The following is a 24869-nucleotide window of genomic DNA, read 5'->3' as shown; positions in this document are numbered from 1 at the left end:
CCTGACCTACATGGCTCGTACCTTCATCTGTGTCGGAACAAGCCCAGGCCGACGAGGACGATCCGAGGACGAGAGGTGGCCGTCATGGTCATGCACGTGAACCCCGAAGCCCGCGGCGACGAGCGCGGCGCCCTGCTCGCCTTCATCGCCGAACAGCGCGGCGGCATCCGCCGGGCCCTGCTCGGCCTCACCGACGAACAGGCCTCCTCCAGGCCGAGCGCCGGCGAACTCTCCCTCGCGGGCCTCCTCAAGCACGTGGCCGAGGTCGAGCAGGGCTGGATCGCGCGGGCCCAGCAGATCGCCCCCGACATCGAGCGCACCGCCGAGACCTGGGGCGACAGCTTCCGCCTGGTCGGCGACGAGACGGTCAAGCAGGTCCTCGACCACTACGACGACGTGGCCCGGCGCACCGAGGAGTTCTTCCACGCGGCTCCCAGCCTGGACGACACCTTCCCGCTGCCGCCCGACCCGTGGTTCTTCGGCTGCCCCGCGGTCTCGGTGCGCTGGCTCGGCCTCCACCTGATCCGCGAGACCGCCCGGCACGCGGGCCACGCCGACATCATCCGGGAGTCGCTGGACGGCAGGACGGCGTTCGAGCTGGTGGCACTCGCCCGCAGCTGACGTCCTACGCTGGCCGCATGTCAGCGATCCGCCTCCTGGTCCTCGGGGCCGTACGCCAGCACGGCCGCGCACACGGCTACCAAGTGCGCGGCGACCTGGAGTACTGGGGCGCCCACGAGTGGTCCAACGCCAAGCCGGGCTCGATCTACCACGCGCTCAAGCAGATGGCGAAGCAGGGACTGCTGGTCGCGGACGAGATCGCACCGTCGACGGCCGGCGGCCCGCCGCGCACCGAGTACGAGATCACGGAGCGGGGCACGGAGGAGTACCTGACCCTGCTCCGCGCGTCGCTGACCGCGTACGACCAGCGGCCCGACATCCTCGCGGCCGCGCTCGGCTTCATGGTGGACCTGCCGCGCGAGGAGGCCGTCGCGCTGCTCAGGGAGCGGGTGCGCCGCATCGAGAAGTGGCGCGGCTCCGTCACCGACTACTACACGCCCGAGAACGGCCCCGGACAGCTCGGCCACATCGGCGAGATCATGAACTACTGGGTGTTCTCCGCCGACACGGGAGCCGAGTGGACCCGGAGCCTGATCGGCCGCATCGAGGGCGGCGCCTACACCTTCGCGGGCGAGGGCGAACCGTTCGTGGGCGTACTCGCGGACGGGCAGGAGAACCCGTACGCGATCTGAAATCGCAGGGCCCTAGTGGTGGAACCCGGTCGCGGCCTCCTTGTTCCGGGTGAAGGGATGCGGCTGGTGCCGCAGTTCCGGCAGCAGGCGGGACAGGTCCTCGATCAGGAGCTGCGCCAGATCCGCCGAGAACCCGTTGCGGCACACCACCCGCAGCACCGCCAGGTCCTCCCGGTGCGCGGGGAACGTGTACGCCGGGACCAGCCAGCCCTTCTCCCGCAGCCGCCGCGACACGTCGAACACGTCGTACGCCGTCACCTCCGGCACGGTCGTGAACGCGAAGACCGGCAACTGGTCGCCCCGCGTGAGGAGGCGGAAGTCGCCGAGCGCCTCGATGCGTTCGGCGAGGCCCCGGGCCACGTCACGGGTGGCCTGCTGGACCGCCCGGTAGCCCTCGCGGCCCAGGCGCAGGAACGTGTAGTACTGGGCGACCACCTGGGCCCCGGGGCGCGAGAAGTTCAGCGCGAACGTCGGCATGTCGCCGCCCAGGTAGTTGACGCGGAAGACGAGTTCCTCGGGGAGGGCGTCCGCCGTGCGCCACAGGGCCCAGCCGACACCCGGATAGACGAGACCGTACTTGTGGCCCGACGTGTTGATGGAGGCCACGCGCGGGAGCCGGAAGTCCCAGACCAGGTCGGGGTCGAGGAACGGCGCCACCATCGCGCCCGAGGCCCCGTCCACGTGCACCGGGATGTCCAGGCCCGACCGCTCCTGCAGGGCGTCGAGCGCCTGGCACAGCTCGGCGATCGGCTCGTACGACCCGTCGAAGGTGGAGCCGAGGACCCCGACGACACCGATCGTGTTCTCGTCGCACAGCTCGGCCGCGGCCGCCGGATCGAGGTGGAAACGCTCGCCCTCCATGGGCACCAGACGGGCCTCCACCTCCCAGAAATTGCAGAACTTCTCCCAGCAGACCTGCACGTTCACGCCCATGACGAGGTTGGGCCGGGCCTCGCGGGAGGGGTAGCGGTCCGCGTTCTTCTGCGTCCAGCGCCGCTTGAGCGCCATCCCGGCGAGCATGCACGCCTCGCTGGACCCGGTCGTCGAACAGCCGACGGTGGCCGTCGGGTCCGGCGCGTTCCACAGGTCGGCGAGCATCGCCACGCAGCGCTTCTCCAGCTCGGCGGTGCGCGGGTACTCGTCCTTGTCGATCATGTTCTTGTCCCGGCACTCCGCCATCAGGACGCCGGCCTGCGGCTCCATCCACGTGGTGACGAAGGTGGCGAGGTTCAGCCGCGAGTTCCCGTCCAGCATCAGCTCGTCGTGGACGAGTTGGTACGCGGTCGTGGGCGCGAGCGGCTTGTCGGGAAGGTGGTGCTTGGGCGGCGCGTCCGTCATCCCGGCCGTCGGATCGGCCTCCGCGTAGAAGGGGTTGACGGAGAGGCGGCGCTCGTCGGGCTTGTCGGACGGGCTCTGATGCAGCGGCGACATGTCGGTAACTCCTCGGTGGGCGGCGGGACATGGCGAGTGGCTCAGTGCAACGACGTACCGTCCTCCGAGAGTTGCATCTGTGCCCGTCCCGTCACCAGGAGCCAAGCGGGCAATGATGCGATGCACATGAGCGCGAGGACCGCGGGCGAGGCGACGAGCACGGCGGCCGTGAAGAGGCTCACCCAGCCCTGCCGGGTGATCGCGAGCAGCATGCCGAGGACGCCCGCCGAGATGCCGACCGACGCGTTCACTCCGGGTACGAGCGCGTGCGCGCACAGCCCGAACGCGGCGCCGACGAACACGGCCGGGAAGATCCGTCCGCCGCGGAACCCGCAGGACGCGGCGACCAGCAGCGCGGCCAGCTTCACGACGGTCATCACGGCGAACTGCCCCGCCGACCAGCCCTCGGGGTCGGCGGCCAGCTCGCCCACCTCGTGCAGCCCCTTGAAGAGCGTCAGATGCCCGCCGAGCGCACCCAGCAGGCCGAGCACGAGCCCGCCCAGCGGCAGCATCAGCATCGGATGCCGCAGCCGCCCGAAGGCGCCGTGGACGTGGGGGAACGCGTAGACGGCGGCCATGCCGAGCGCGGCGGCCGCGCAGGACACCACGATCGCGGCCAGCAGATCGCCCCAGCCGGGCCGGCCGAGCGGCGGCAGCCCCAGGTCGAAGGAGGGGGAGGCGACCAGTGTCGTGGTCAGCGCGCCCGCCGCGGCGGCGAGCAGCGGCGCGAAGAGGTTGTCCCACAGCGAGCCCTTGATCGGCATCGGCTTGCCGGCCAGCGCCTCGGAGACGACCAGCGCCGCGGCGACCGGTGTGCCGAACAGGGCGCCCAGCGTCGCGGCCGAGGCGAGCGACACCCACAGCGTGCCCGGCGCCTTCGGCAGCACCTTGCGGCCGAGCCAGAACGCCACCGCGACATTGGTGGCGATGATCGGGTTCTCCGGGCCGAGGCTGGGCCCGCCCGCGAGCATCAGGGCCGTCGCGACGATCAGACCCGGCAGCACGTACGGCGGCAGCGGCTCCTCGCCGCCCAGGCCGAGGGTGGCCGGATCGGGCCCGGCGTGCCCGGGCGCCTGCCACACCACGAGCCCGACCAGGACCCCCGTGAGGGTGAGCATCACGATCATCCACAGCGACCCGTACCCGCCGATGCCGAGCGCGTCGGGCAGGGTCGTCCAGAGCACGTCCTGCAGCTTCTCGGCGGCCCCGCTCACCGCGAGGAACAGCAGACTGCATCCGACGCCCACCACGAGAGCGGGGGCGACGAGGGGCAGCAGGGTGCGAGCGGAGACCGCGGGCGGGGCGGGTGGTGGCGGCGCGACGGCGGCTTCATTGCTCACGGCGCCACTTTATGCGGACATTCTGGGCATAACACCCGGAAGGATTCGCGCGACCTCCTTGCCCCTCACGTGACGTGAGGGCCCACGCTGAACCACGTACGGCAGACGACCCACACATCAGGAGGCGCGGCGCATGAGCCACTCGGTGGGCCAGGTGGCCGGATTCGCCGGCGTCACGGTGCGCACCCTGCACCACTACGACGAGATCGGCCTGCTCGTCCCGAGCGAACGCAACCACGCGGGTCACCGCCGCTACGGCGAGGCCGACCTGGACCGGCTCCAGCAGATCCTCTTCTACCGGGAACTCGGCTTCCCGCTGGACGAGGTCCAGACCCTGCTCGACGACCCGACGACGGACCCGCGCGCCCACCTGCGGCGTCAGCACGAGGTGCTCCTCGCCCGTATCGAGAGACTGCAGAAGATGGCCGAAGCCGTCGAACACGCCATGGAGGCACAGAAGATGGGAATCCAGCTCACCCCGGAGGAACGGTTCGAGGTCTTCGGCGACAAGGACCCCGAGCAGTACGCGGAGGAGGCCGAGCAGCGCTGGGGCGGCACACAGGAGTACGCCGAGTCGCAGCGGCGGGCCGCGCGCTACACGAAGGCCGACTGGAAGCGGCTGCAGGCCGAGGTCGACGACTGGAGCGCGCGCTACGCGGCCCTCGTCGCCGCCGGCGAGGACGCGGCGGGCGAACGCGCCATGGACCTGGCGGAGGAGCACCGCGCGCACATCTCGACGTGGTTCTACGAGTGCCCGTACGGGATGCACGTCTGTCTGGGCGACATGTATGTGGCCGATGAGCGCTTCAAGGCGTTCTACGACTCGATGGGCGAGGGCGTCGCCGAGCACCTGCGCGACGCGATCCACGCGAACGCCGCCCGGCACACGGCGTAGCGCCTGCGCATACCGACAGGTTTGCCACAGTTGACGCACAGTGCATCCTGAGAAGGCCACTGGAACCTGGAAAGGTCGATCGGCGTTGATAACTTTGCAGCGCCATTGCCTTGGTCGACCATTGCTCTGGTCAGTTCCATTCTGTTTCTCAAGCCCCTCAGGAGCCCGGACCCGTGACGCCCGTGACGACGCTTGCTCTCGGACCCAGCTGGCTTGACCCGGACCACCTGCTGAACACGTTCGGCATCTGGGGTCTGCTGCTGATCGTGTTCGCCGAGTCGGGTCTGCTGATCGGCTTCTTCCTGCCGGGCGACTCGCTGCTGTTCACCTGCGGCCTGCTGATCACCGCGGGCACCCTGGACTTCCCCCTGTGGGCGGCGGTCGCGCTGATCTGCGTCGCCGCGGTCCTCGGCGACCAGGCGGGCTACCTCTTCGGCAAGAAGGTCGGCCCGTCGCTGTTCCGGCGCCCGGACTCCAAGCTCTTCAAGCAGGAGAACGTGCAGAAGGCGCACGAGTTCTTCGAGAAGTACGGCCCCAAGTCGCTGGTCCTGGCCCGCTTCGTGCCGATCGTCCGCACGTTCACGCCGATCATCGCGGGCGTCTCCGGCATGAAGTACCGCTCGTTCATCACGTTCAACGTGATCGGCGGCGTCCTGTGGGGCGCGGGCGTGACGCTGCTCGGCTCCTGGCTGGGCAACATCGAGTTCGTTCACAAGAACATCGAGGCGATCCTGATCCTGATCGTCCTGGTCTCGGTCGTACCGATCGCGATCGAGTTCCTACGGGCACGCGGCAAGGCGAAGAAGGCGGCGGCCCAGGCGGAGCCGGGCCTCGCGGACGCCGGGCAGACCCCGGCCCAGCGCGGCCGGCACGCCAAGCGGTAGCTCCCGAAGGGCGCCGGGCCCCGGACGCCGGGCTAGAAGCCCCGCGTCCGCTTCGCCGCCCGGCGGTTCGCCGCCCCGGGCGAGCGGATGAAGAGCCGGGAGATCTCGCCACCCAGATTCACCCCGATCGCGATGGCCATCGCCAGCGCGGCCGCTTTGGACAGCGAGACGAGCCCGTCGTTCACATTGCTCTGGGCGATGCCGAGCAGCCCGAAGTACGTCGCCGAACCGGGTAGCAGCGGCCCGATCGCGGCCGTGACGTACGGCAGGGCCGACGCGAACCGGTACCGCGAGAACAACTGCCCGAACAGGCCGACGAGCCCGGCCGCCGCCGCGGTGGAGGCGACCGGCGAGATGTCGCCCACGTCGTGCATCGCCCCGTAGACGATCCACGCCACACCCCCGTTGAGCGTCACGGCGAGCACGGTCGAGCGCTCCTGCTGCAACAGCACGGCGAACGCCAGCGACAGCGCCATCGACGCGGCGATCTGCCAGTACGGCCGCGCGTGGGGCGTCAGCGCCGCGTCGGGGTTGAGCTGCGCGTGCAGCTGCACACCGACGTACAGCATGATCAGTACGCCGATGACGATGCCGACGAAGAAGTACATGACTTCGAGGAGCCGCGCCGAGGCCGTGATGTAGAAGCCGGTGAGCCCGTCCTGCACGCCCGCCACGAGGGCCCGCCCCGGCAGCAGTGCGAACAGCCCACCGGTGATCACCGCGGACGCCGTCACGTCCACATCGGCGAGCGTGAGCAGCAGACCGATCGCCGCGGGCGGCATCGCGGCCACCGTGAACTGGTAGAACTCCGGGAATCCGCGCCCCGCGCACAGCCACGCGAGCCGGTCGCCCAGCATCGCGCCGATCGCCGCGGCGACGAACACCAGGAGATCACCGCCGACGAGGATCGAGGCGGAGCCGGCCAGGAGACCGTTCGCCCCGGTGAGCGCCCAGCCGGGGTAGGGGTGCCGGTTGCGTCGGATCTCCGCGAGCCGCCGGTACGCCTCCTCCAGCGTGATGTCGACTTCGTCGTCCTCGTCACTGATGTCGTCGACGAGGCGGAACACCGCCGCGAGCCGGTTGTAGTCGGTGCCGCGGCGGCGCACGGTGCGCGACGCGGTCACCGGGTCGTCGACCAGCGACGGCTGGAAGGTGATCGAGAGCAGCGTGAACGTCACCGTCGGCTCGCACCGGTCGAGCCCGTAGGACCGGCACACGGCGAACATCGCCGCCTCCACGTCCTCGGCGCCCTCGCCACCGGCGAGCAGCAGCTCCCCGATACGCAGCGTCAGGTCGAGCACGCGCGGTACGGCGGGCCCGGCCTCGTCCTGCTTCTGCGCCGGTTCGGGCGAGGGCCGCTCGGCGACCGGCATCCGCAGCATCGTGCGCATCCGATCCTGCCAGGGCGCCTCCTTGGTCAGCTTGACCATGGGGATGCCGTGCGCCGGGGTGAACGCGACCGGCGACTGCCGCGAGCTGTAGGTCTTCGGCGGCGTGAACGCGGACCCCTCCGCGTCGGCCGCCTCGGGCGCCTGCACGTTCAGTCCGTCGGGAAGCGCGAACTCCGAGGTGACCGAGGACTCCTCTTCCACCACAGGAGCCGACGGCAACACCCCGATGGGCTGCGTGAACTGGCTGCGGGCCTCGTCGGACTGCGGTTTGCGGTCCTCCGGGGCCTCGGATTCCCGTTCCGTCACCTGTGTGGCACCTCTGTGGTTCCTCGCCCTTCGCACGCCTACGTAAGTGGTCTGCCTCTGTCGTCTGCCTCCCCCACGCCTCAGTATGCGCACGAATACGCAAACGGGCCGCACGACCCCGGCAGGGATCGTGCGGCCCGTCAGTGAACGATTCGGTCAGTGACCGCCGTGGTCCTGAGCGCGCTTGTAGGAACGCTCGATCTCGGCCTCGGCCTCGACACGGCCGACCCAGTCGGCGCCCTCGACGGACTTGCCGGGCTCCAGGTCCTTGTAGACCTCGAAGAAGTGCTGGATCTCCAGGCGGTCGAACTCGGAGACGTGGTGGATGTCGCGCAGGTGCTCCATCCGCGGGTCCGTCGCCGGGACGCACAGCAGCTTGTCGTCGCCGCCGGCCTCGTCCGTCATACGGAACATGCCGATGGCGCGGCACTTGATGAGGCAGCCGGGGAAGGTCGGCTCGTCCAGGATGACCAGGGCGTCCAGCGGGTCGCCGTCCTCGCCGAGGGTGTTCTCGACGAAGCCGTAGTCCGTCGGGTAGGCGGTCGAGGTGAACAGACGACGGTCCAGACGGATCCGACCGGACTCGTGGTCGACCTCGTACTTGTTCCGCGATCCCTTCGGAATCTCGATCGTGACGTCGAACTCCACCGGTGGCTCCTCCATGATCAACACATACGACTGGTGGTTAAGTGTCCCTCACGCAGGTGTGTGATCGCGAAAGGGGCTGGTCCGCGGTGCCGGAGCCGAAGGCTTCGCAGCTCTTGACGAGCGCGGCGAAGACCGCTGCCACGTGGGTTGCGAGGAGCAGGACCAAACACGTCACGGCGGGCGCGACGGCGGTGGGCCTTGCCCTCACGGCCGTCGTGGTGGCCACGACCGGTCCCTGGGACGCATCCGGCCAGCGTAAGGCCGAGGCGCACCGCGCGGCCTACCAGGACGCCGGGGGTGGCGCAGATCACGGCGATGCTCCGGGGGCCCCGGCCGCCGCGCCCAGCGCTCCGGCGGTCCTGGCCGCGCCCGGCGCGTCGGTGCCGGGCCCGACGCGGCGCGCGCTGGCCGACGTCCTGGAGCCGCTCCTGAAGGACCCGTCGCTGGGAACACGCCGCACGGCGGCGGTCGTCGACGCCGTCACCGGAAAGACGCTCTACGGGAAGTCCGCGGGGGACGCCCTCACCCCGGCGTCCACCACCAAGCTGGCCACGGCCGTCGCGGCCCTGACGGCGGCGGGCCCCGACCACCGCATCGCGACCCGCACGGTCCTGGAGAAGGACTCGGGAGAACTCGTCCTGGTGGGCGGCGGCGACCCGACCCTGACGGCCCGTGAGAAGAATCCTTACGGCGCCGCCAGCCTGCGCACTCTCGCCGAGAAAACGGCGGCCTCCCTCAAGAAGAGCGGCACCACCGAAGTCACCCTCACATACGACACCTCGCTGTACTCCGGGCCGACCACGCACCCCATCGGCCCGAACGAGAACCTCTCCGAGGTCACCGCACTCATGGCCGACGAGGGCCGCACCGACGACTCCAACAGCGGAACGGCCCCCCGCGCGGCGGACCCGGCCGCGTCGGCGGCACAGAAATTCGCGGACCTCCTGCACGAGCGCGGCATCAAGACCAAGAGCGGCGCCCCGGGCCCGAGCAAGGCGTCCGGCCGGGCCGAGGACGTCGCGAAGGTCGAGTCACCGCCGCTCTCCGCCCTGGTCGAGCGCATGCTGACGCACAGCGACAACGACATCGCCGAGGCCCTCGCCCGGCAGGCCGCCGTCGCCGCCGACGAGAGCCATGACTTCGACGGCGCGGGCCGGGCCGTCGAAAAGCAGCTGAACACGCTCGGACTCCCGCTCTCTGGGGCCCACTTCTCCGACGGCAGCGGCCTCGACCGCACCGACAAGGTCTCCGCCCGGCTCCTCACCGGACTGCTCGCCAAAGCGGCGGAGCCCGGCCACCCCGAACTGCGATCCGTGCTCACAGGCCTGCCCGTCGCCGGCTTCACCGGCACCCTCGTCAGCCGTTACGAGAACCCGGCCGACGCCTCGGGCACCGGCCTCGTCCGCGCCAAGACCGGCACCCTCACCGGCGTGAACACCCTCGCGGGCACCGTCGTCGACGCCGACGGGCGGCTCCTCGTCTTCGCGTTCATGACGCAGAACGCCCCCGGCCCCCAATCGGCCCAGGCGGTCCTCGACCGCCTCGCCTCGTCCGTCGCCAACTGCGGCTGCCGCTGAGCCCTGGCGTCCCCTAGGGGGCAGCGGGGCGGAAGTGGGGCGTCGGTCGGGGCTCAACCCCCTTCACGTACGGAAGGGGTCACGTACCGTTGACGCATGACGAGCATCGGCGGTGCTGCTTCTTCAGGGATGGTCGACTGGAATCTCGCGGTGGCGACCGCGACCCGACTCGTACGACCCGGCCCAGAGGTCAGCCGCGACGAGGCACGGGCCATCGTCGCGGAGCTGCGCCGGCACGCCAGGGCCTCCGAGGAGCACGTACGCGCGTACACGCGCATGGCCACGGAAGACGTGCACGACACCCCCGTCCTCGTCGTGGACCGGCCCGGCTGGGTGAAGGCCAACGTCGAGGGCTTCCGCGAGATCCTCAAGCCCCTGCTCGACAAGATGCAGGAACGCCGGTCGGGCCCCGGCGGCGCCGTGCTCGGCGCGGTCGGCGGGAAGGTCACGGGCGTCGAACTCGGCATGCTCCTTTCCTTCATGTCCTCTCGCGTCCTCGGCCAGTACGAGACATTCGCCCCCGCGAGCCGCGATCTCCCGGCCGCGGCGAACGGCGGCGGCCGCCTCCTCCTCGTGGCGCCGAACATCGTGCACGTGGAGCGCGAACTCGACGTGGACCCGCACGACTTCAGGCTCTGGGTCTGCCTGCACGAGGAGACGCACCGCACCCAGTTCACGGCCGTGCCCTGGTTGCGCGACCACCTGGAGGGCGAAATCCAGTCGTTCCTCGCCGAGACCGAGGTCGACCCGTCGACGTTCCTGGAGCGCATCAGAGAAGCCGCCCAGTCGCTGGCCGGCGGCCGCCCCGAAGGCGAGGAGGACGACGGCGGACGCTCCCTCGTGGAGCTCGTCCAGTCCCCGGCCCAGCGCGAGATCCTGGCCCGCCTCACCGCCGTCATGTCCCTGCTCGAAGGGCACGCGGACTTCGTGATGGACGGCGTCGGACCCGCGGTCGTCCCGACGGTCGGGGAGATCCGCGAGAAGTTTCAACAGCGCAGGCAGAAGGGTGCCTCCCGGCTCGACATGGCGCTGCGCAAGCTCCTCGGCCTCGACGCCAAGCTGCGCCAGTACCGCGACGGCGAGCGCTTCGTGCGCGCGGTCGTCGACGAGGTCGGCATGGACGGCTTCAACCGGATCTGGACGTCGCCCAACACGCTCCCGACCAAGGCGGAGATCGCCAAACCCGCGGACTGGGTCGCGCGGGTGCACAACAGGACGGACGGCGCTCACGACACCCCGTAGACCGCGCCCATAATTACTCAGGATCACCCATCCGAGGGACCGTAGGCCGTGGGTAGGCGTGCGATGCTCAGGGAATGGCTCGGCTCTGTCACCATCGACACACTCTGCGTGACCGAAGTCACCGGATCACCGTTGAGCGACTGAGCCATTTCAATTACTGGCGCCCACCCCCCTAGACAACGGAATGAAGGGAACCGGACATGGGTCCCCATCCTGCGGTCGCGGCGATACGCCTGGCGGTCCGCCGCGTCCTCCACGACATCCTCAGCGCACCATCCAAGCCCCCCTCCGGCGGACAGCCTCTTGTGCTGGTCGCCTGCTCGGGCGGCGCCGACTCCATGGCGCTCGCCTCGGCCCTCGCCTTCGAAGCACCCAAACTCGGCATCCGCGCCGGTGGCATCACCGTCGACCACGGTCTGCAGCCCGGCTCCGACAGTCGTGCCGAGGATGTCGTCCTGCGCCTGACCGCCCTCGGCCTGAACCCCGTCGAATCCATCGCCGTCCACGTCGGCCGCGACGGCGGCCCCGAAGCCGCCGCCCGCGACGCCCGTTACGGGGCCCTCGACGCCGCCGCGGAGCGCCACGGCGCCGCCGGCGTCCTGCTCGGCCACACCCGTGACGACCAGGCCGAGACCGTTTTGCTCGGCCTCGCCCGCGGCTCCGGTATCCGCTCGCTGTCCGGTATGGCCGCGGTCTCAGGGGCCAACGGCCGCTATCGCCGCCCCTTCCTCAGACTCGACCGGCAGACCGCCCGCAAGGCCTGCCTCGTGCAGCACCTGCCCGTCTGGGACGACCCGCACAACACCGACCCGGCCTATACGAGGTCGCGGCTCCGCCACGAAGGACTGCCCGCCCTGGAGAAGGCGCTCGGCAAGGGCGTCGTCGAGGCCCTCGCCCGTACGGCCCAGCTCTCCCGGGACGACGCCGATGCCCTGGACAGCTGGGCCCAGCAGGCCGCCGCCTCCGTACGGGACGCGGCCGGACTCCTGGAATGCGCCAAGCTCTACGCGCTGCCGCCCGCCGTACGCCGCCGGATCCTGCGCAGGGCCGCGATCGAGGCAGGCGCCCCGGCCGGCGCGCTCTTCGCCCGCCACATCGAAGAAGTGGACCGCCTGATCACCGGATGGCGCGGCCAGGGGGAGATCAACCTCCCGGGCAAAGTCGTCGCCCAACGGCAGGGTGGCAGACTGGTGATCCGGCAAGGCTGAAGAGAGACCACGATCTCGGTGGGCTCTGTGCGGCCGGTGGGACGACCGAAAGTGATGCGGGTGGACGCGAAAGACATGGGCACCGACCTCAAGTCGGTGCTCATCACCAAGGAAGAGATCGACGCGAAGCTCGCAGAGCTGGCAGCGAAGGTCGACGCGGAGTACGCGGGCAAGGACGTACTGATCGTCGGAGTCCTCAAGGGCGCCGTCATGGTCATGGCGGACCTGGCACGCGCCCTGTCCACCCCCGTCACGATGGACTGGATGGCGGTGTCCTCGTACGGCGCGGGCACCCAGTCGTCCGGCGTCGTGCGGATCCTCAAGGACCTCGACACCGACATCAAGGGCAAGCACGTCCTGATCGTCGAGGACATCATCGACTCCGGGCTGACGCTGTCCTGGCTGCTCACCAACCTCGGTTCGCGCGAGCCCGCCTCTCTCGAGGTGTGCACGCTGCTGCGCAAGCCGGAAGCGGCGAAGGTCGACATCGACGTGAAGTGGGTCGGCTTCGATATCCCGAACGAGTTCGTGGTCGGGTACGGCCTGGACTACGCCGAGAAGTACCGGAACCTGCCCTTCGTCGGCACGCTCGCGCCGCACGTCTACGGCGGCTGAGCACGCGTCAGGCGGCCGGGAACCCTCACGGGGTCCCCGCCGTTGGAGCATGCGAAGGCACGTTTGTCGGTCGTCCCCTGCGGCGTCGGGTGACAATGCTGGGGTACCGTCCGAAGAACAGTTCTTCAAACACTTTCGAAAAGCCTTATCAAACTCACTATGGCAGGAGGGACGGGGCGTCATCGCTCCGTATGGATGGACGTGAAGCGATACTTCCGTGGGCCGGTCATGTGGATCGTGCTGGCCGTCCTTGCCGTGGTCGTGTTGATGCAGGTCGTCGGTTCGTCCGGCGGCTACAAGACGGTGGACACCGGCCAGGTCATTCAGGCCATCAACGACAACAAGGTGAAGTCGGCCAAGCTGACCACCGGTGACGACAACACCATCAAGGCCGAGCTGAAGGACGGCCAGAAGGTCGACGGCTCGAGCAAGATCCAGGCCAGCTACATCGGCGACCAGGGCGTCGAGGTGGCCAAGGATCTGCAGGCCAAGTTCGAGGACAAGCAGATCCCCGACGGGTACACCGTTTCCCCGTCGAAGCAGAACCCCTTCGTGGGCATCCTGCTGACGCTGCTGCCCTTCGTTCTCATCGTGGTCGTCTTCCTGTTCCTGATGAATCAGATGCAGGGCGGCGGCTCCCGAGTCATGCAGTTCGGGAAGTCCAAGGCCAAGCTCATCACCAAGGACACCCCGAAGACGACGTTCGCCGACGTGGCGGGGTCGGACGAGGCCGTCGAGGAACTCCACGAGATCAAGGAGTTCCTGCAGGAGCCGGCCAAGTTCCAGGCCGTCGGCGCCAAGATCCCCAAGGGCGTGCTGCTCTACGGCCCGCCCGGTACCGGTAAGACGCTGCTCGCGCGGGCCGTCGCCGGTGAGGCCGGGGTGCCGTTCTACTCGATCTCCGGTTCCGACTTCGTCGAGATGTTCGTCGGTGTCGGCGCCTCCCGTGTACGCGACCTCTTCGAGCAGGCCAAGGCGAACGCTCCGGCGATCGTCTTCGTCGACGAGATCGACGCGGTCGGCCGCCACCGCGGCGCCGGCCTCGGCGGCGGTCACGACGAGCGCGAGCAGACGCTGAACCAGCTGCTCGTCGAGATGGACGGCTTCGACGTGAAGGGCGGCGTGATCCTGATCGCCGCCACGAACCGGCCCGACATCCTCGACCCGGCGCTGCTGCGTCCCGGCCGCTTCGACCGGCAGATCGCGGTCGACCGCCCGGACATGCAGGGCCGTCTGGAGATCCTCAAGGTTCACCAGAAGGGCAAGCCGGTCGCGCCCGACGTCGACCTGTCGGCCGTCGCGCGCCGCACCCCGGGCTTCACCGGTGCCGACCTGGCGAACGTCCTGAACGAGGCGGCGCTGCTCACGGCGCGCTCGGACAAGAAGCTGGTCGACAACCTGTCGCTCGACGAGGCGATCGACCGTGTGGTCGCGGGCCCGCAGAAGCGGACCCGGATCATGTCGGACAAGGAAAAGAAGATCACCGCGTACCACGAGGGCGGTCACGCCCTGGTCGCGGCGGCCTCGCCGAACTCCGACCCGGTCCACAAGATCACGATCCTCTCCCGAGGCCGTGCTCTGGGCTACACGATGGTGCTGCCGGACGAGGACAAGTACTCGACCACGCGCAACGAGATGCTCGACCAGCTCGCCTACATGCTGGGCGGCCGCGCGGCCGAGGAGCTCGTCTTCCACGACCCGACGACGGGTGCCGCGAACGACATCGAGAAGGCCACCGGTACGGCCCGCGCGATGGTCACGCAGTACGGCATGACCGAGCGGCTCGGCGCGATCAAGTTCGGCGGCGACAACTCGGAGCCCTTCCTGGGCCGCGAGATGGGTCACCAGCGCGACTACTCGGAAGAGGTCGCCGCGCTCGTCGACGAAGAGGTCAAGAAGCTCATCGAGACCGCGCACAACGAGGCCTGGGAGATCCTCGTCGAGAACCGCGACGTTCTCGACAACCTGGTCCTCGCGCTGCTCGAGAAGGAGACGCTGAACAAGGAGCAGATCGCTGAGATCTTCGCCCCGATCGTGAAGCGTCCGGCCCGCCCCGCGTGGACCGGCTCCTCCCGCCGCACCCCCTCGACCCGCCCGCCGGTGCTCTCCCCCAAGGAGCTGTCACTGACGAACGGGGCGAACGGGTCGACGCCCGCCATCGAAACCACCACCCCGGTGGACACGGTGAAGGAAGAGCGCCCCGAGAGCTGACTCAGGGCCCGGAATGCAGGTCGCGTCCCCCACGCTTTACGGTGTGGGGGACGCGGCCTTTTGCGCTGCCGCGCCGGTACATACGAGGAAGAGGCACCAGATGACCGACCCGGTGACACTGGACGGCGAGGGCTTGATCGGTGAGTTCGACGAGAAGCGAGCCGAGAACGCCGTGCGGGAGTTGCTCATCGCGGTCGGAGAGGACCCGGACCGCGAGGGGTTGCGGGAGACTCCGGCGCGCGTCGCTCGCGCGTACAGGGAGATATTCGCGGGGCTGTGGCAGAAGCCCGAGGACGTACTGACGACGACGTTCGACCTCGGTCACGACGAGATGGTCCTGGTGAAGGACATCGAGGTCCAGTCGAGCTGCGAACATCACCTCGTGCCGTTCGTCGGCGTCGCACACGTCGGCTACATCCCGTCGTCCGACGGCAAGATCACGGGCCTGTCGAAGCTGGCCCGACTCGTCGACGTCTTCGCCCGCCGCCCGCAGGTGCAGGAGCGTCTGACGACGCAGATCGCCGACTCCCTGATGGAGATCCTCGAGCCGCGCGGCGTCATCGTGGTCGTGGAGTGCGAGCACATGTGCATGACGATGCGGGGTGTGCGCAAGCACGGGGCCAAGACGATCACGTCGGCCGTGCGCGGACAGCTGCGGGATCCGGCCACGCGCGCCGAGGCCATGAGCTTGATCATCGGGCGCTGAGCGGCACCGGCGGTATGCGCGGCACCGGCGGTATGCGCGGCGCGGGCCGCGCAAGGAGCCGAGCTCCTCAGGCGACCGGCGCGGCGCCCTCTGTGTCGTCGTCCTCCGGGAGCTTGCAGACGCGCTCCAGGAAGAGCGCCGCCGCTATCACCGCGATACCCGCGAGGACCGAGAACCCCGCGTAGATCGCCTGATCACGCCGGGCCGGGACGTCCAGGGACTCCAGCAGGAACGCGCCGGTGCCGCCGTACATCCCCGCCACCAGCGCGGCGACCAGCGCACTCGCCTGCCCGAAGACGAGCGAGCGGGCGGCCATCATCGGGTCGACGCCCTTCGCCTCGGGCCGGCGCTCGCGCTGGGCGCGCAACCGGGAGCGGATGGACAGGGCCGTCGCGAGCAGCACCGCGGCGATCACCGCCAGCACGATGGGCGCGGCCGGCGGGACCCGCGGCAGCGAGCCGACCGAGTCCCACAGCCGGGCGCCGGCCCAGGACAGCACTCCGGCGACCACGAAGAGGCCGGCCAGAGTCCTGATGCGCAGTTGCTTCATCCCCGTTGCTCGCCCCTCGTGTGTCTTCGGTCTGCCCGCTAGACCTTAACGATTACTCGGGCAGCCGAAGTTCCAGGTCGGCGCGCGACGTCACACCGTCGCGGGTCACGGTGGCGAGCAGCTGGGCGACGGCGCCGCGGCCGGGCAGCTGGGCCTCCGGTTCCACGTCGTGCCAGGGCGCCAGCACGAACGCCCGCTCGTGGGCCCGCGGATGGGGCAGCGTGAGCGTCGGGTCGTCCGAGACCACATCGGCGTACGCGACGATGTCGACGTCGATGGTGCGCGGGCCCCAGCGCTCGTCCCGTACCCGGTGGAAGGCCTCCTCGACCGCGTGGGCGCGCTCCAGGAGCGAGGCGGGCGGAAGGGTCGTCTTCAGGACCACCACCGCGTTGAAGTACGACGGCTGGCTGCCGGGCTCGACGCCCCAGGGCTCCGTCTCGTACACGGGCGAAACCGCTTTGACGCGGACGCCGGGGGTGTCCTCCAGGGCGTCGATGGCGCCCTGGAGGGTCTCCAGACGGTTCCCCAGGTTCGCGCCGAGGGACAGCACGGCGCGCTGCGGGTTGGAGAGCGTGGTGTCGGCGGCATCGACCTGCTCCACCACGGAGGTCGGAACCGGCTGGACGGTCGGGTCGAACTGCGTCTGATTCATCCTCGGCTCCGGGTGATGGTGACGGTCACGTCGTCGAAGGGCACGGTGATCGGGGCGTCCGGCTTGTGGACGCAGACCTCGACCTCCAGGACCCCTTCGTGCTTCAGGCAGGTCTGGGCGATGCGCTCCGAGAGCGTCTCGATGAGGTCGACCGGCTCGCCTTCGACGACGGCCACGACCTCCTCCGCCACGATGCCGTAATGCACGGTCTTCGCCAGGTCGTCGTCGGCCGCCGCCGCCCGGGTGTCCAGTCCGAGCACCAGGTCCACGATGAAGGTCTGGCCTTCCTCGCGCTCCTTGGGGAAGACGCCATGGTGCCCGCGGGCCTTGAGGCCGCGCAGCGCGACACGATCCACGCGAATCACTCCTGCAGTCGTCGGTAGAGGCCGGCGCGTCGATGTGCGGTCGACGCGATGACCTCGATCGAATCTACCTGCGAGCACTGACATCACTCGCTCGCGGGGGCTCTGGACGGGGGCGCCCCGGCTGGTAGCCGCCCATACCCAGGCAGTGACGGACCCAACCCCGCGCCGGGATCTCCGGCCCGTTCAGGGGCCCCCACCCACTCAGGCGGGTGAGCCGTCGTCCTCCGAGTTGCCTGCGGTGTCGGCGGCGTCGGAGCCGTCATCCTCCTCCGCGAGCACCGGGGACGCGTGGTGCGACCACAGCTTCCAGCCGTCTCGGGTGCGCCGGAACACATTCGTCGCGACGACGCGCTGTCCGACGAGCGGGCCGAGCTCGTCACCGTCCTCCGGGGCGGGGCCGCCGCTGAGGATGTTCTCCGTGCAGGTCACCAGGGCGGTGTCGGCGACGACGCTGATCCGCACATCCGTCAGGAAGAACTGGATGTACTCGGTGTTCGCCATGATCAGCGCGTACGAGCGCAGCACCTCGCCGCGCCCGGAGAGCACCGGCCAGCCGGGGTGCACACAGCTGACGGACGTGTCCTCGGCGTCGTCGGGGTCCGCGTCCTCGGCGTACGCGGCGTCCTCGGGCGCCAGCCACAGGGAGGTCAGCTCCTCGAAATCACCGCGCTCCATGGCCTCGTAGTAGGCGCGGTTGGCGTCGTCGACGGCCTGGGTGTCGGTGCTGGTCACAGGGCTCCTTCGACGGCGCGGGCCACCCGGACCGCGTCGGCGGTGGCCCGCACCTCGTGGACGCGCACCGCCCAGGCGCCGGTGTGCGCGGCGATCGCGGAGACGGCGGCGGTGGCTGCGTCGCGTTCCCGCGCGGGCGGCGGGGCGCCCTCCTCGTCGGCCAGTACGTGGCCCAGGAACCGCTTGCGGGAGGCCGCGACCAAAATCGGGTGGCCCAGCGCGCGGAGCTGTTCGAGATGGCCGAGCAGGGCGAGGTCGTGCCCGGGCTCCTTGGAGAAGCCGAGGCCGGGGTCGACGACGATGTGGTCGGGGGCGACGCCGCCCTCGATGATGGCCTCCACGCGTGCGTGGAGCTCGCTCACGACTTCGGCGACGACGTCCTTGTAGGAGCCTCGTACGGTGGCGCCCTGAAGGAAGCCGCGCCAGTGCATCACTACGAAGGGGGCGCCCGCGGCGGCGACGACCGGGACCATCCTCGGGTCGGCCAGACCGCCGCTGACGTCGTTGACCAGGGCCGCGCCGGCGGCGAGCGAGTGCTCGGCGACACAGGCGCGCATGGTGTCGACCGAGACCGTGACGCCTTCGGCGGCGAGCCCGCGGACGACGGGGATGACGCGCTTGAGCTCCTCGTCCTCGTCGACCCGGGTGGCGCCGGGGCGGGTGGACTCGCCGCCGACGTCCACGAGGTCGGCGCCCTGGGAGACCAGGTCGAGGCCGTGCTTGATCGCGGCGGTGGTGTCGAACCAGCGGCCCCCGTCGGAGAAGGAGTCGGGCGTCACGTTGACGACTCCCATGACCGCGCAGCGGTCCCAGACGGGGAGGTGGGCTACGTGGCCGCGGTGGACCTGCGACGTGCTCATGCGTCCAGCCTAGAGCCGGTTCGGGGGTGCCTGTGCCGGTGTGCGCGGTGCCTGCCTCCTATGCGGCGTGTGCCCCGTGTCCCTGACTCCTGTGTTCCTGATTCCCGTGCGGGCACGGCCGCGGTTCCGGCGTCCGGCGGCGCAGCGGGTGCGGCAGGTGCAGGGTCACGAACCCCTCGGCCCGCATGGCCGCCCAGCCGATCCTCGGGAGGTCCTTGGAGGAGCCGTAGATCACGAAGCGGGGTTCCCAGCGGGGCCGGAATTTGGCGTTGAACCTGTGGAGCGACTCGATCTGGAACCAGCGCGAGAGGAACATGAGCAGCCCGCGCCAGCCCCGCAGGACCGGGCCCGGGCCGATCCGCTCGCCGCGCGCGAGCGCCGAGCGGAACATCGCGAAGTTGAGCGAGACGCGGGTGATGCCGAGCTTCGGGGCGGCTTCGAGGGCGGCCACGATCAGCAGTTCGTTCATGCCGGGGTCGGCGTCGCGGTCGCGGCGCATCAGGTCGAGGGAGACGCCGTCGGCGCCCCAGGGAACGAAGTGGAGGACCGCTTTGAGGTCTTTGTACGGGCCCGGTCCGCTCTCCTCGCTCTTGTGGGCCGTCGCGATCAGGCACGCGCCGTCCGTGGCGTCGCCGATCCGGCCGAGCGCCATGGAGAGGCCGCGCTCGGTGTCGGTGCCGCGCCAGTCCTCGGCGGCACGGCGGATGCGGTTCAGCTCGGCGGGGGCGAGGTCACGGATGCGCCGCACCCGTGTCTCGTAGCCATGGCGCTCGATCCTTGCGACCATCTGGCGCACGTTGCGCATCGCGCGCCCGGTGAGGGAGAAATCCATGACGTCCACCACCGCCTCGTCGCCCAGTTCCAGCGCGGTCAGGCCGGTCTCGCGGGTCCATACCTCGCCGCCCGTCTCGGAGCAGCCCATGACGGCCGGTGTCCAGGAGTGGGCCCGTGCCTCGTCCATGAAGCGCTCGATCGCACCGGGCCAGGCCTCCACGTCGCCTACGGGGTCGCCGCCGGCGAGCATCACGCCGGACACGACGCGGTAGCAGACGGCCGCTTTGCCGCTGGGCGAGAACACCACGCCCTTGTCGTGGCGCAGCGCGAAGTGCCCGAGGGAGTCGCGGGCGCCGTGCTTCTCAAGGAGGGCGCGCAGTTTCGTCTCGTCGTCCTCGGTGAGGCGCGCGGCGGGGTGCTCGGGACGGAACGCGAGGTAGACCGTGGTGAGAGTCGTGACCATGCCGAGCGCGCCGAGCGAGAACGCGACCGTGTTCGAGGTGCGGCCCGCGTAGTCGAGGGGGCCGTCGACGCCGAACATGCCGTACAGGACGTGTTCGAGGCGCTCGGCCAGGCTCGGGCTGCCGACGATCCGGCGGGGGTGGACGCTGACGATGGTGAGGCCGAGCAGGATCGAACCGGCGCCCATGAGCACGAAGTTGGCCAGCGCACGCCAGCGGCTGCGCGGGTCGGGCAGGGCGTCGAACTGGTCGCGGTGCTTGGTGAGCAGCCACATGAGCAGCAGCGGGATGACGACGCCCGCGATCGAGTGCCGGTACGCGAACTGCGCGCAGGCACCGAACGGCAGCAGCACCACGGCCGCCCGCCAGGCCCGCCGCTTGCGCCGCCGCAGGCCGTGCGCGAGCAGGAGCAGCAAAACGCCGCTGCTGAGCGCCAGGGCAGCGGCGAACGGTCCGAGCATGCCCGGCAGCACTTCGGCGAGGGTGTGCATCCGGCTGTGCGGGAAGCGGGGGAACACACCGGCCGCCACGTCCAGGAGCCCGGCCAGGATGCAGGCTCTGGCGATCAGGGCCGGTACCGCCTCCGGACGGGGGCCGCGCACCATGCGCCGCATCCGGCTCGGAACCCCTCGCGGGCTTTCCGCATGCATCCCGACGAACATCGCATTCCCGTGGTTCTGGGAGAAACGTGAACGCGGTGCCAAATCCGGCATCCGCGACTTGCGCCCTCTAGGACGACGCGAGGCGGAACGGGGTTCACTCCCCGCCGGAAAATCACCGCAAAGGGTGCGACGGGTCGGGGTGGGCGTCATCTGACAGGTGGTCAACTGCCAAGTGACCAGCGGCAGGCGGGGGCGGAGTGGCTGCTACTTGATGAGCTGCTCCACCGTCTCCAGTTCGACCTCGGCGCGCGGGATGGCCCGGGCGTCCGCGGCCGTGGAACGGCGCAGCGCCTCGTGCAGCCTGGCCGGGGTCAGCACCCCGAGGAAGCGGCCTTCCGAGTTCTCGTCGATGACCGCGATCCAGCCCGCGTCGTGCTGGAGCATCGTCGCGAACGCCTGCTTGAGGGAGGCGCCGACCGGCAGCCAGGCCTCCATGCGGCGGGCGTGGGCGCGTACGGTGTCGCCCTTCGCGCCGCCCTGCCGCGCGGCCGCGCGCGCGTGCTCGGCGGAGATCCAGCCGTGCAGGTTGTTGTCGTGGTCCAGGACGACGGCCCAGCGGGCGTCGAGGTCCCTGGGCAGCGGGTCGTCGAGGTGCACGACGGGCGGCTGCTCCAGGTCGCCCTCCTCGATGGGCGTCACGGAGAGGCGCTTCAGGCCCCGGTCGGCGCCGACGAAGTCGGCCACGTACTCGGTGGCGGGAGCGCCCAGGACGGCCGACGGGGTGTCGAACTGCTCGATGCTGCCCTGCCCGTACACGGCGATGCGGTCACCGAGGCGGACGGCCTCCTCGATGTCGTGCGTGACGAACAGGACCGTCTTGCCGAGCGTCTGCTGGAGGCGCAGGAACTCCGTCTGGAGGTGGTCGCGCACCACCGGGTCGACCGCGCCGAACGGCTCGTCCATCAGCAGCACCGGCGGATCGGCCGCCAAGGCCCGGGCCACCCCGACCCGTTGCCGCTGCCCGCCCGAGAGCTGGTCGGGGTAGCGGTCGCCGAACGTCTTCGGGTCCAGGCCCACCAGGTCGAGCAGTTCGGCCGCCCGCTCGCGGGCTGTGGCGCGCTTGACACCGAGCAGGTGCGGCACGGTCGCCGTGTTGTCCAGCACCGTCTTGTGGGGGAAAAGGCCCACTTGCTGGATGACGTATCCGATCCGCCGCCGCAGCTGGACCGGGTCGATGGTGGATATGTCGTCGCCGTCGAGGAATATCCGGCCCTCGGTGGGCTCGATGAGCCGGTTCACCATTTTCATCGTCGTGGTCTTGCCGCAGCCCGACGGGCCGACGAGCGTGACGAGTTCCCCCTCGTTCACCTCGAAGGACAGGTCGTCGACGGCAGTGGTGCCGTCCGCGTACCGCTTGCTGACGTGCTCGAACCGGATCATGAGACCCCATTCTGCCGAATGGCGGCCGCGTTGGGGATGCCCGGGCGCGGCGGTCATGTAAAGGGAATGTTGCGGGGAGGGGGCGGGTCTCGGCCATTGTCAGTGGTGGCCGCTAGGGTCGTCGACAGTCGGGAAACGTGCGTGCGCAGGTACGGACGACTGACATACGTTCGGGGATGCGGGGGAGGTGGGCGGGGTGAGCGAGCAGAACTGCCTGGTGGCGAATGACTGGGTGTGCGGGGAGTATCTGCGTACCCGCAGCCAGGAATTGATCGACGCGACCGTCCAGCATGTCGGAATCACGGCGGCCTCGGTGGCGATCGGGGTCCTGATCGCGTTCCCGCTCGCGCTGCTCGCCCGGCACAAGCGGGCTTTCGCGGGACCGGTGCTCGGTCTGACGACGGTGTTCTACTCGGTTCCCTCGCTGGCGATGTTCTCGCTGCTGCTGCCCCTTTTCGGGCTGTCGATCGCGCTCGTGGTCACCGGGCTCGTCCTGTATTCGCTGACGATTCTCGTGCGCAACATTCTGGCCGGACTGCAGTCCGTGCCCGAGGAGGCCAGAGAGGCCGCGCGGGGGATGGGGTACGGGCCGCTGCGGCTGCTGTGGGAGGTCGAACTGCCGCTGGCGCTCCCGGCGCTGCTGGCCGGCGTACGGATCGCCACGGTCTCCACGGTGGCGCTGACGACGGTCGGCGCGATCGTCGACTACGGCGGCCTCGGCACGCTGATCCTCGACGGCCTCGACAGTGACTTCAAGGCCCAGGTGCTCACCGCCTCGGTGCTGTGCGTGGTGCTCGCGATCCTCGCGGACCTGCTGCTGCTCGGTGTGCAGCGGTGGTTGACCCCGTGGACGCGGGTGACGGCCGGCCGGCCCTCGCGCGGGCCGCGAATACGTAGGAGCGCGGCCGCTGCGGAGCCGGAGAAGGTGGCATGAACGCGATATCGGGGGCCTACGACTGGCTGGGCACGGGGGCCAACTGGCAGGGCGAGAAGGGGGTGTGGCACCGCCTGTCCGAGCACCTGTACTTCAGCGGTGTCGCGCTCGCCGTGGCTTGTCTGATCGCGCTGCCGCTCGCCCTGTGGCTGGGGCACATCGGCAAGGGCGGCGCCCTCGCGATCAACGTGTCGAACGTGGGGCGCGCGGTACCGACGCTGGCCGTTCTCGTCCTGCTGACCCTCACTCCGCTGGGCCGGCACGGCGACGTGCCGACGCTGATCGCCCTGGTGCTGTTCGCGGTGCCGCCGCTGATGACGAACACGTACGTGGGCATGCGCGAGGTCGACCGCTCGGTGGTGGAGGCCGCGCGCGGGATGGGCATGAGCGGCCGCCAGGTCTTCGCCCGGGTCGAACTGCCGCTGGCGTACCCGCTGGTGATGACCGGCCTGCGGTCGGCGGCGGTGCAGGTGATCGCGACGGCGACGCTGGCCGCGATGGCGGGCGAGGGCGGGCTCGGGCGGATCATCACGGCCGGGTTCAACCTCCAGGACACGCCCCAGGTCGTCGCCGGGGCCGTCCTCGTGGCCGCGCTCGCGCTGCTGGTGGAAGGCGTGTTCGTAGTGGTGGGACGGGTTCTCGACCCCATGCGGGGGCGGGCGTGACGCGTGTTCGGCCGGTGTTCTTGAGTTTCGGCAGTGCGACCGACCAGTGCAACTAGGAGAGCGATGAACAGCAGGACGCGTCGAATGGCCCTGGCGGCCGTGGCGGTGGGAGCACTGACCGCGGGACTTGCCGCGTGCGGTGGCGACAGCCTCGAGGGCAAGGACGATTCGGGCAGCTCGGCCGGTGGTGCCGAGAAGGGCAAGGTCGTCGTCGGCGCCGCGAGTTTCACCGAGGCCAAGGTGCTCGGTGAGCTGTACCGGCAGATATTGGACGACGCCGGGTACGACGCGTCGGTCAAGACGGTCGAGAACCGTGAGATCTACGAGCCGCAGCTCGCCAAGGGCGCCATCGACGTGGTGCCCGAATACGCGGCGACGCTCGCCGAATTCCTCAACCTGAAGAAGAACGGCGCGGATGCGAAGACCGTCGCCTCCAGCGATGTCGACGCCACGGTCGCCGCTCTGCGCAAGCTCGCCGAGCCGCAAGGCCTGAAGGTCCTGGACGCCGGTGAGGCCGTCGACCAGAACGCGTTCGCGGTGAGTGAGAGCTTCGCGAAGAAGCACAGCCTCAAGACGCTTTCCGACCTCGGCAAGTCCGGCGAGAAGGTCAAGATCGCGGCCGGCGACGAATGCGAGGAGCGGCCGTTCTGCGCGCCGGGTCTGAAGAAGACCTACGGGATCGACGTCACGGGGATCGACCCCAAGGGCGTCGGCACCACGCAGTCCAAGCAGGCCGTGAAGAACGGCACGGATCAGCTGGTCCTGACGACCACGACCGACGCGACGCTGAAGAACTTCGGCCTCGTTCTCCTGGAGGACGACAAGAAGCTGCAGAACGCGGACAACATCATTCCGGTGGTGAACGCGAAGGACGCCGGCGACAAGGGCATATCCGACACGCTCGGAAAGCTGACGAAGACGCTCACGACGGACGATCTCGTCGAGTTGAACCGAAAGGTCGACGCCGAGCGGCAGAAGGAAGCGGATGTCGCGAAGGACTATCTGCAGTCCAAGGGCCTCATCGGTAAGTGATCTTGGGGAGTCGCCTGGAGGGGCAGGAGAGGGTCGGGAGAGGGGCGGGAGATCAAGTGGGCGTCTTCTGGAGTGAGTTCGGTGTTTTCTGTGCC

Annotated in this window: 23 protein-coding genes and 1 pseudogene; 13 read left to right on the top strand and 11 right to left on the bottom strand. The window is 69.9% G+C overall.

Going from position 1 to position 24869, the window contains the following annotated elements; all coding sequences use genetic code 11:
* Positions 1 to 84: 84 nt before the first annotated feature.
* Positions 85 to 621, top strand: coding sequence for a DinB family protein (locus AB0J02_RS05315; RefSeq protein WP_363192241.1), 537 nt, complete (start codon positions 85 to 87; stop codon positions 619 to 621).
* A 17-nt stretch (positions 622 to 638) separates the two neighbouring features.
* A complete protein-coding gene (locus AB0J02_RS05310; protein ID WP_363192240.1) occupies positions 639 to 1253 on the top strand; it encodes a PadR family transcriptional regulator in 615 nt (204 codons plus the stop codon).
* A gap of 12 nt (positions 1254 to 1265) precedes the next feature.
* Here the strand turns inward: AB0J02_RS05310 and AB0J02_RS05305 are convergent, their stop codons facing one another.
* Both AB0J02_RS05305 and AB0J02_RS05300 read right to left on the bottom strand, forming a co-directional pair.
* Complete coding sequence (locus tag AB0J02_RS05305) at positions 1266 to 2684, bottom strand: glutamate decarboxylase (protein WP_363192239.1); 1419 nt, start codon at positions 2682 to 2684, stop codon at positions 1266 to 1268.
* Positions 2685 to 2725: 41 nt separating this feature from the next.
* Positions 2726 to 4024, bottom strand: a complete 1299-nt coding sequence (locus AB0J02_RS05300; RefSeq protein WP_363192238.1) for an ion channel protein — start codon at positions 4022 to 4024, stop codon at positions 2726 to 2728.
* A 133-nt stretch (positions 4025 to 4157) separates the two neighbouring features.
* Between AB0J02_RS05300 and AB0J02_RS05295 the strand changes: the two genes are divergently transcribed.
* Both AB0J02_RS05295 and AB0J02_RS05290 read left to right on the top strand, forming a co-directional pair.
* Positions 4158 to 4919, top strand: coding sequence for a MerR family transcriptional regulator (locus AB0J02_RS05295; RefSeq protein WP_363192237.1), 762 nt, complete (start codon positions 4158 to 4160; stop codon positions 4917 to 4919).
* Positions 4920 to 5101: 182 nt separating this feature from the next.
* A pseudogene (locus tag AB0J02_RS05290) lies at positions 5102 to 5725 on the top strand (VTT domain-containing protein); the annotation flags it as partial.
* Positions 5726 to 5835: 110 nt separating this feature from the next.
* Here AB0J02_RS05290 and AB0J02_RS05285 read toward each other — a convergent pair.
* On the bottom strand, positions 5836 to 7500 hold the full coding sequence (locus tag AB0J02_RS05285; protein ID WP_363192236.1) for a threonine/serine exporter family protein: 1665 nt from the start codon (positions 7498 to 7500) through the stop codon (positions 5836 to 5838).
* 156 nt (positions 7501 to 7656) lie between these two features.
* The gene (locus AB0J02_RS05280; protein ID WP_363192606.1) at positions 7657 to 8148 is read right to left on the bottom strand and encodes an inorganic diphosphatase; all 492 of its coding nucleotides are present in this window, start codon (positions 8146 to 8148) and stop codon (positions 7657 to 7659) included.
* Between the two features lie 86 nt (positions 8149 to 8234).
* On the opposite strand from AB0J02_RS05280, the gene dacB reads away from it, so the two are divergent.
* The 6 genes from dacB (at position 8235) to folE (ending at position 15707) form a co-directional block, all read left to right on the top strand.
* Complete coding sequence (gene dacB / locus AB0J02_RS05275; protein ID WP_363192235.1) at positions 8235 to 9725, top strand: D-alanyl-D-alanine carboxypeptidase/D-alanyl-D-alanine-endopeptidase; 1491 nt, start codon at positions 8235 to 8237, stop codon at positions 9723 to 9725.
* 96 nt (positions 9726 to 9821) lie between these two features.
* On the top strand, positions 9822 to 10967 hold the full coding sequence (locus AB0J02_RS05270) for a zinc-dependent metalloprotease (RefSeq protein ID WP_363192234.1): 1146 nt from the start codon (positions 9822 to 9824) through the stop codon (positions 10965 to 10967).
* A gap of 200 nt (positions 10968 to 11167) precedes the next feature.
* Positions 11168 to 12175, top strand: coding sequence for a tRNA lysidine(34) synthetase TilS (gene tilS, locus AB0J02_RS05265; protein ID WP_363192233.1), 1008 nt, complete (start codon positions 11168 to 11170; stop codon positions 12173 to 12175).
* Between the two features lie 54 nt (positions 12176 to 12229).
* Entirely contained in the window at positions 12230 to 12790 is a 561-nt protein-coding gene (gene hpt / locus AB0J02_RS05260) for a hypoxanthine phosphoribosyltransferase (protein ID WP_164303328.1), read from the top strand.
* 195 nt (positions 12791 to 12985) lie between these two features.
* Entirely contained in the window at positions 12986 to 15001 is a 2016-nt protein-coding gene (gene ftsH / locus AB0J02_RS05255) for an ATP-dependent zinc metalloprotease FtsH (protein ID WP_363192232.1), read from the top strand.
* Positions 15002 to 15101: 100 nt separating this feature from the next.
* Positions 15102 to 15707: a GTP cyclohydrolase I FolE gene (gene folE, locus AB0J02_RS05250; protein WP_363192231.1), complete on the top strand. Its 606-nt coding sequence runs from the start codon at positions 15102 to 15104 to the stop codon at positions 15705 to 15707.
* Positions 15708 to 15774: 67 nt separating this feature from the next.
* Here the strand turns inward: folE and AB0J02_RS05245 are convergent, their stop codons facing one another.
* The 7 genes from AB0J02_RS05245 to AB0J02_RS05215 form a co-directional block, all read right to left on the bottom strand.
* Positions 15775 to 16257, bottom strand: a complete 483-nt coding sequence (locus tag AB0J02_RS05245; protein WP_363192230.1) for a DUF3180 domain-containing protein — start codon at positions 16255 to 16257, stop codon at positions 15775 to 15777.
* A gap of 52 nt (positions 16258 to 16309) precedes the next feature.
* Entirely contained in the window at positions 16310 to 16909 is a 600-nt protein-coding gene (folK, locus tag AB0J02_RS05240; protein ID WP_363192229.1) for a 2-amino-4-hydroxy-6-hydroxymethyldihydropteridine diphosphokinase, read from the bottom strand.
* Positions 16906 to 17265: a dihydroneopterin aldolase gene (gene folB / locus AB0J02_RS05235; RefSeq protein ID WP_363192228.1), complete on the bottom strand. Its 360-nt coding sequence runs from the start codon at positions 17263 to 17265 to the stop codon at positions 16906 to 16908. Before folB ends, folK begins: the two co-directional genes overlap by 4 nt.
* Before the next feature lie 210 nt (positions 17266 to 17475).
* A complete protein-coding gene (locus tag AB0J02_RS05230; protein WP_363192227.1) occupies positions 17476 to 18006 on the bottom strand; it encodes a nuclear transport factor 2 family protein in 531 nt (176 codons plus the stop codon).
* Positions 18003 to 18866 (bottom strand): dihydropteroate synthase, encoded by an 864-nt coding sequence (gene folP, locus AB0J02_RS05225; RefSeq protein ID WP_363192226.1) that lies wholly within the window; start codon positions 18864 to 18866, stop codon positions 18003 to 18005. The genes AB0J02_RS05230 and folP overlap by 4 nt, the downstream gene beginning before the upstream one ends.
* A gap of 58 nt (positions 18867 to 18924) precedes the next feature.
* The gene (locus AB0J02_RS05220; protein WP_363192225.1) at positions 18925 to 20706 is read right to left on the bottom strand and encodes a phosphatidylglycerol lysyltransferase domain-containing protein; all 1782 of its coding nucleotides are present in this window, start codon (positions 20704 to 20706) and stop codon (positions 18925 to 18927) included.
* A gap of 261 nt (positions 20707 to 20967) precedes the next feature.
* Positions 20968 to 22143: a betaine/proline/choline family ABC transporter ATP-binding protein gene (locus AB0J02_RS05215; protein WP_363192224.1), complete on the bottom strand. Its 1176-nt coding sequence runs from the start codon at positions 22141 to 22143 to the stop codon at positions 20968 to 20970.
* A gap of 196 nt (positions 22144 to 22339) precedes the next feature.
* Here AB0J02_RS05215 and AB0J02_RS05210 point away from each other — a divergent pair, with 196 nt between their 5' ends.
* The 3 genes from AB0J02_RS05210 to AB0J02_RS05200 all read left to right on the top strand — a co-directional run bounded on the left by AB0J02_RS05210 (position 22340) and on the right by AB0J02_RS05200 (position 24774).
* Complete coding sequence (locus AB0J02_RS05210; protein WP_363192223.1) at positions 22340 to 23077, top strand: ABC transporter permease; 738 nt, start codon at positions 22340 to 22342, stop codon at positions 23075 to 23077.
* Entirely contained in the window at positions 23074 to 23742 is a 669-nt protein-coding gene (locus AB0J02_RS05205; RefSeq protein WP_363192222.1) for an ABC transporter permease, read from the top strand. The genes AB0J02_RS05210 and AB0J02_RS05205 overlap by 4 nt, the downstream gene beginning before the upstream one ends.
* A gap of 63 nt (positions 23743 to 23805) precedes the next feature.
* Positions 23806 to 24774 carry an ABC transporter substrate-binding protein gene (locus AB0J02_RS05200; protein ID WP_363192221.1) on the top strand — a complete coding sequence of 323 codons (969 nt, stop codon included), beginning with the start codon at positions 23806 to 23808 and terminating at the stop codon, positions 24772 to 24774.
* The last annotated feature ends 95 nt before the right edge of the window (positions 24775 to 24869 follow it).

The sequence above is a fragment of the Streptomyces sp. NPDC050264 genome, assembly GCF_040655895.1.
In the GTDB taxonomy this organism is placed as follows: domain Bacteria; phylum Actinomycetota; class Actinomycetes; order Streptomycetales; family Streptomycetaceae; genus Streptomyces.
The sequence above is the reverse complement of the archived record's forward strand: the minus strand, read 5'-3'. Positions and strand labels throughout refer to the sequence as shown.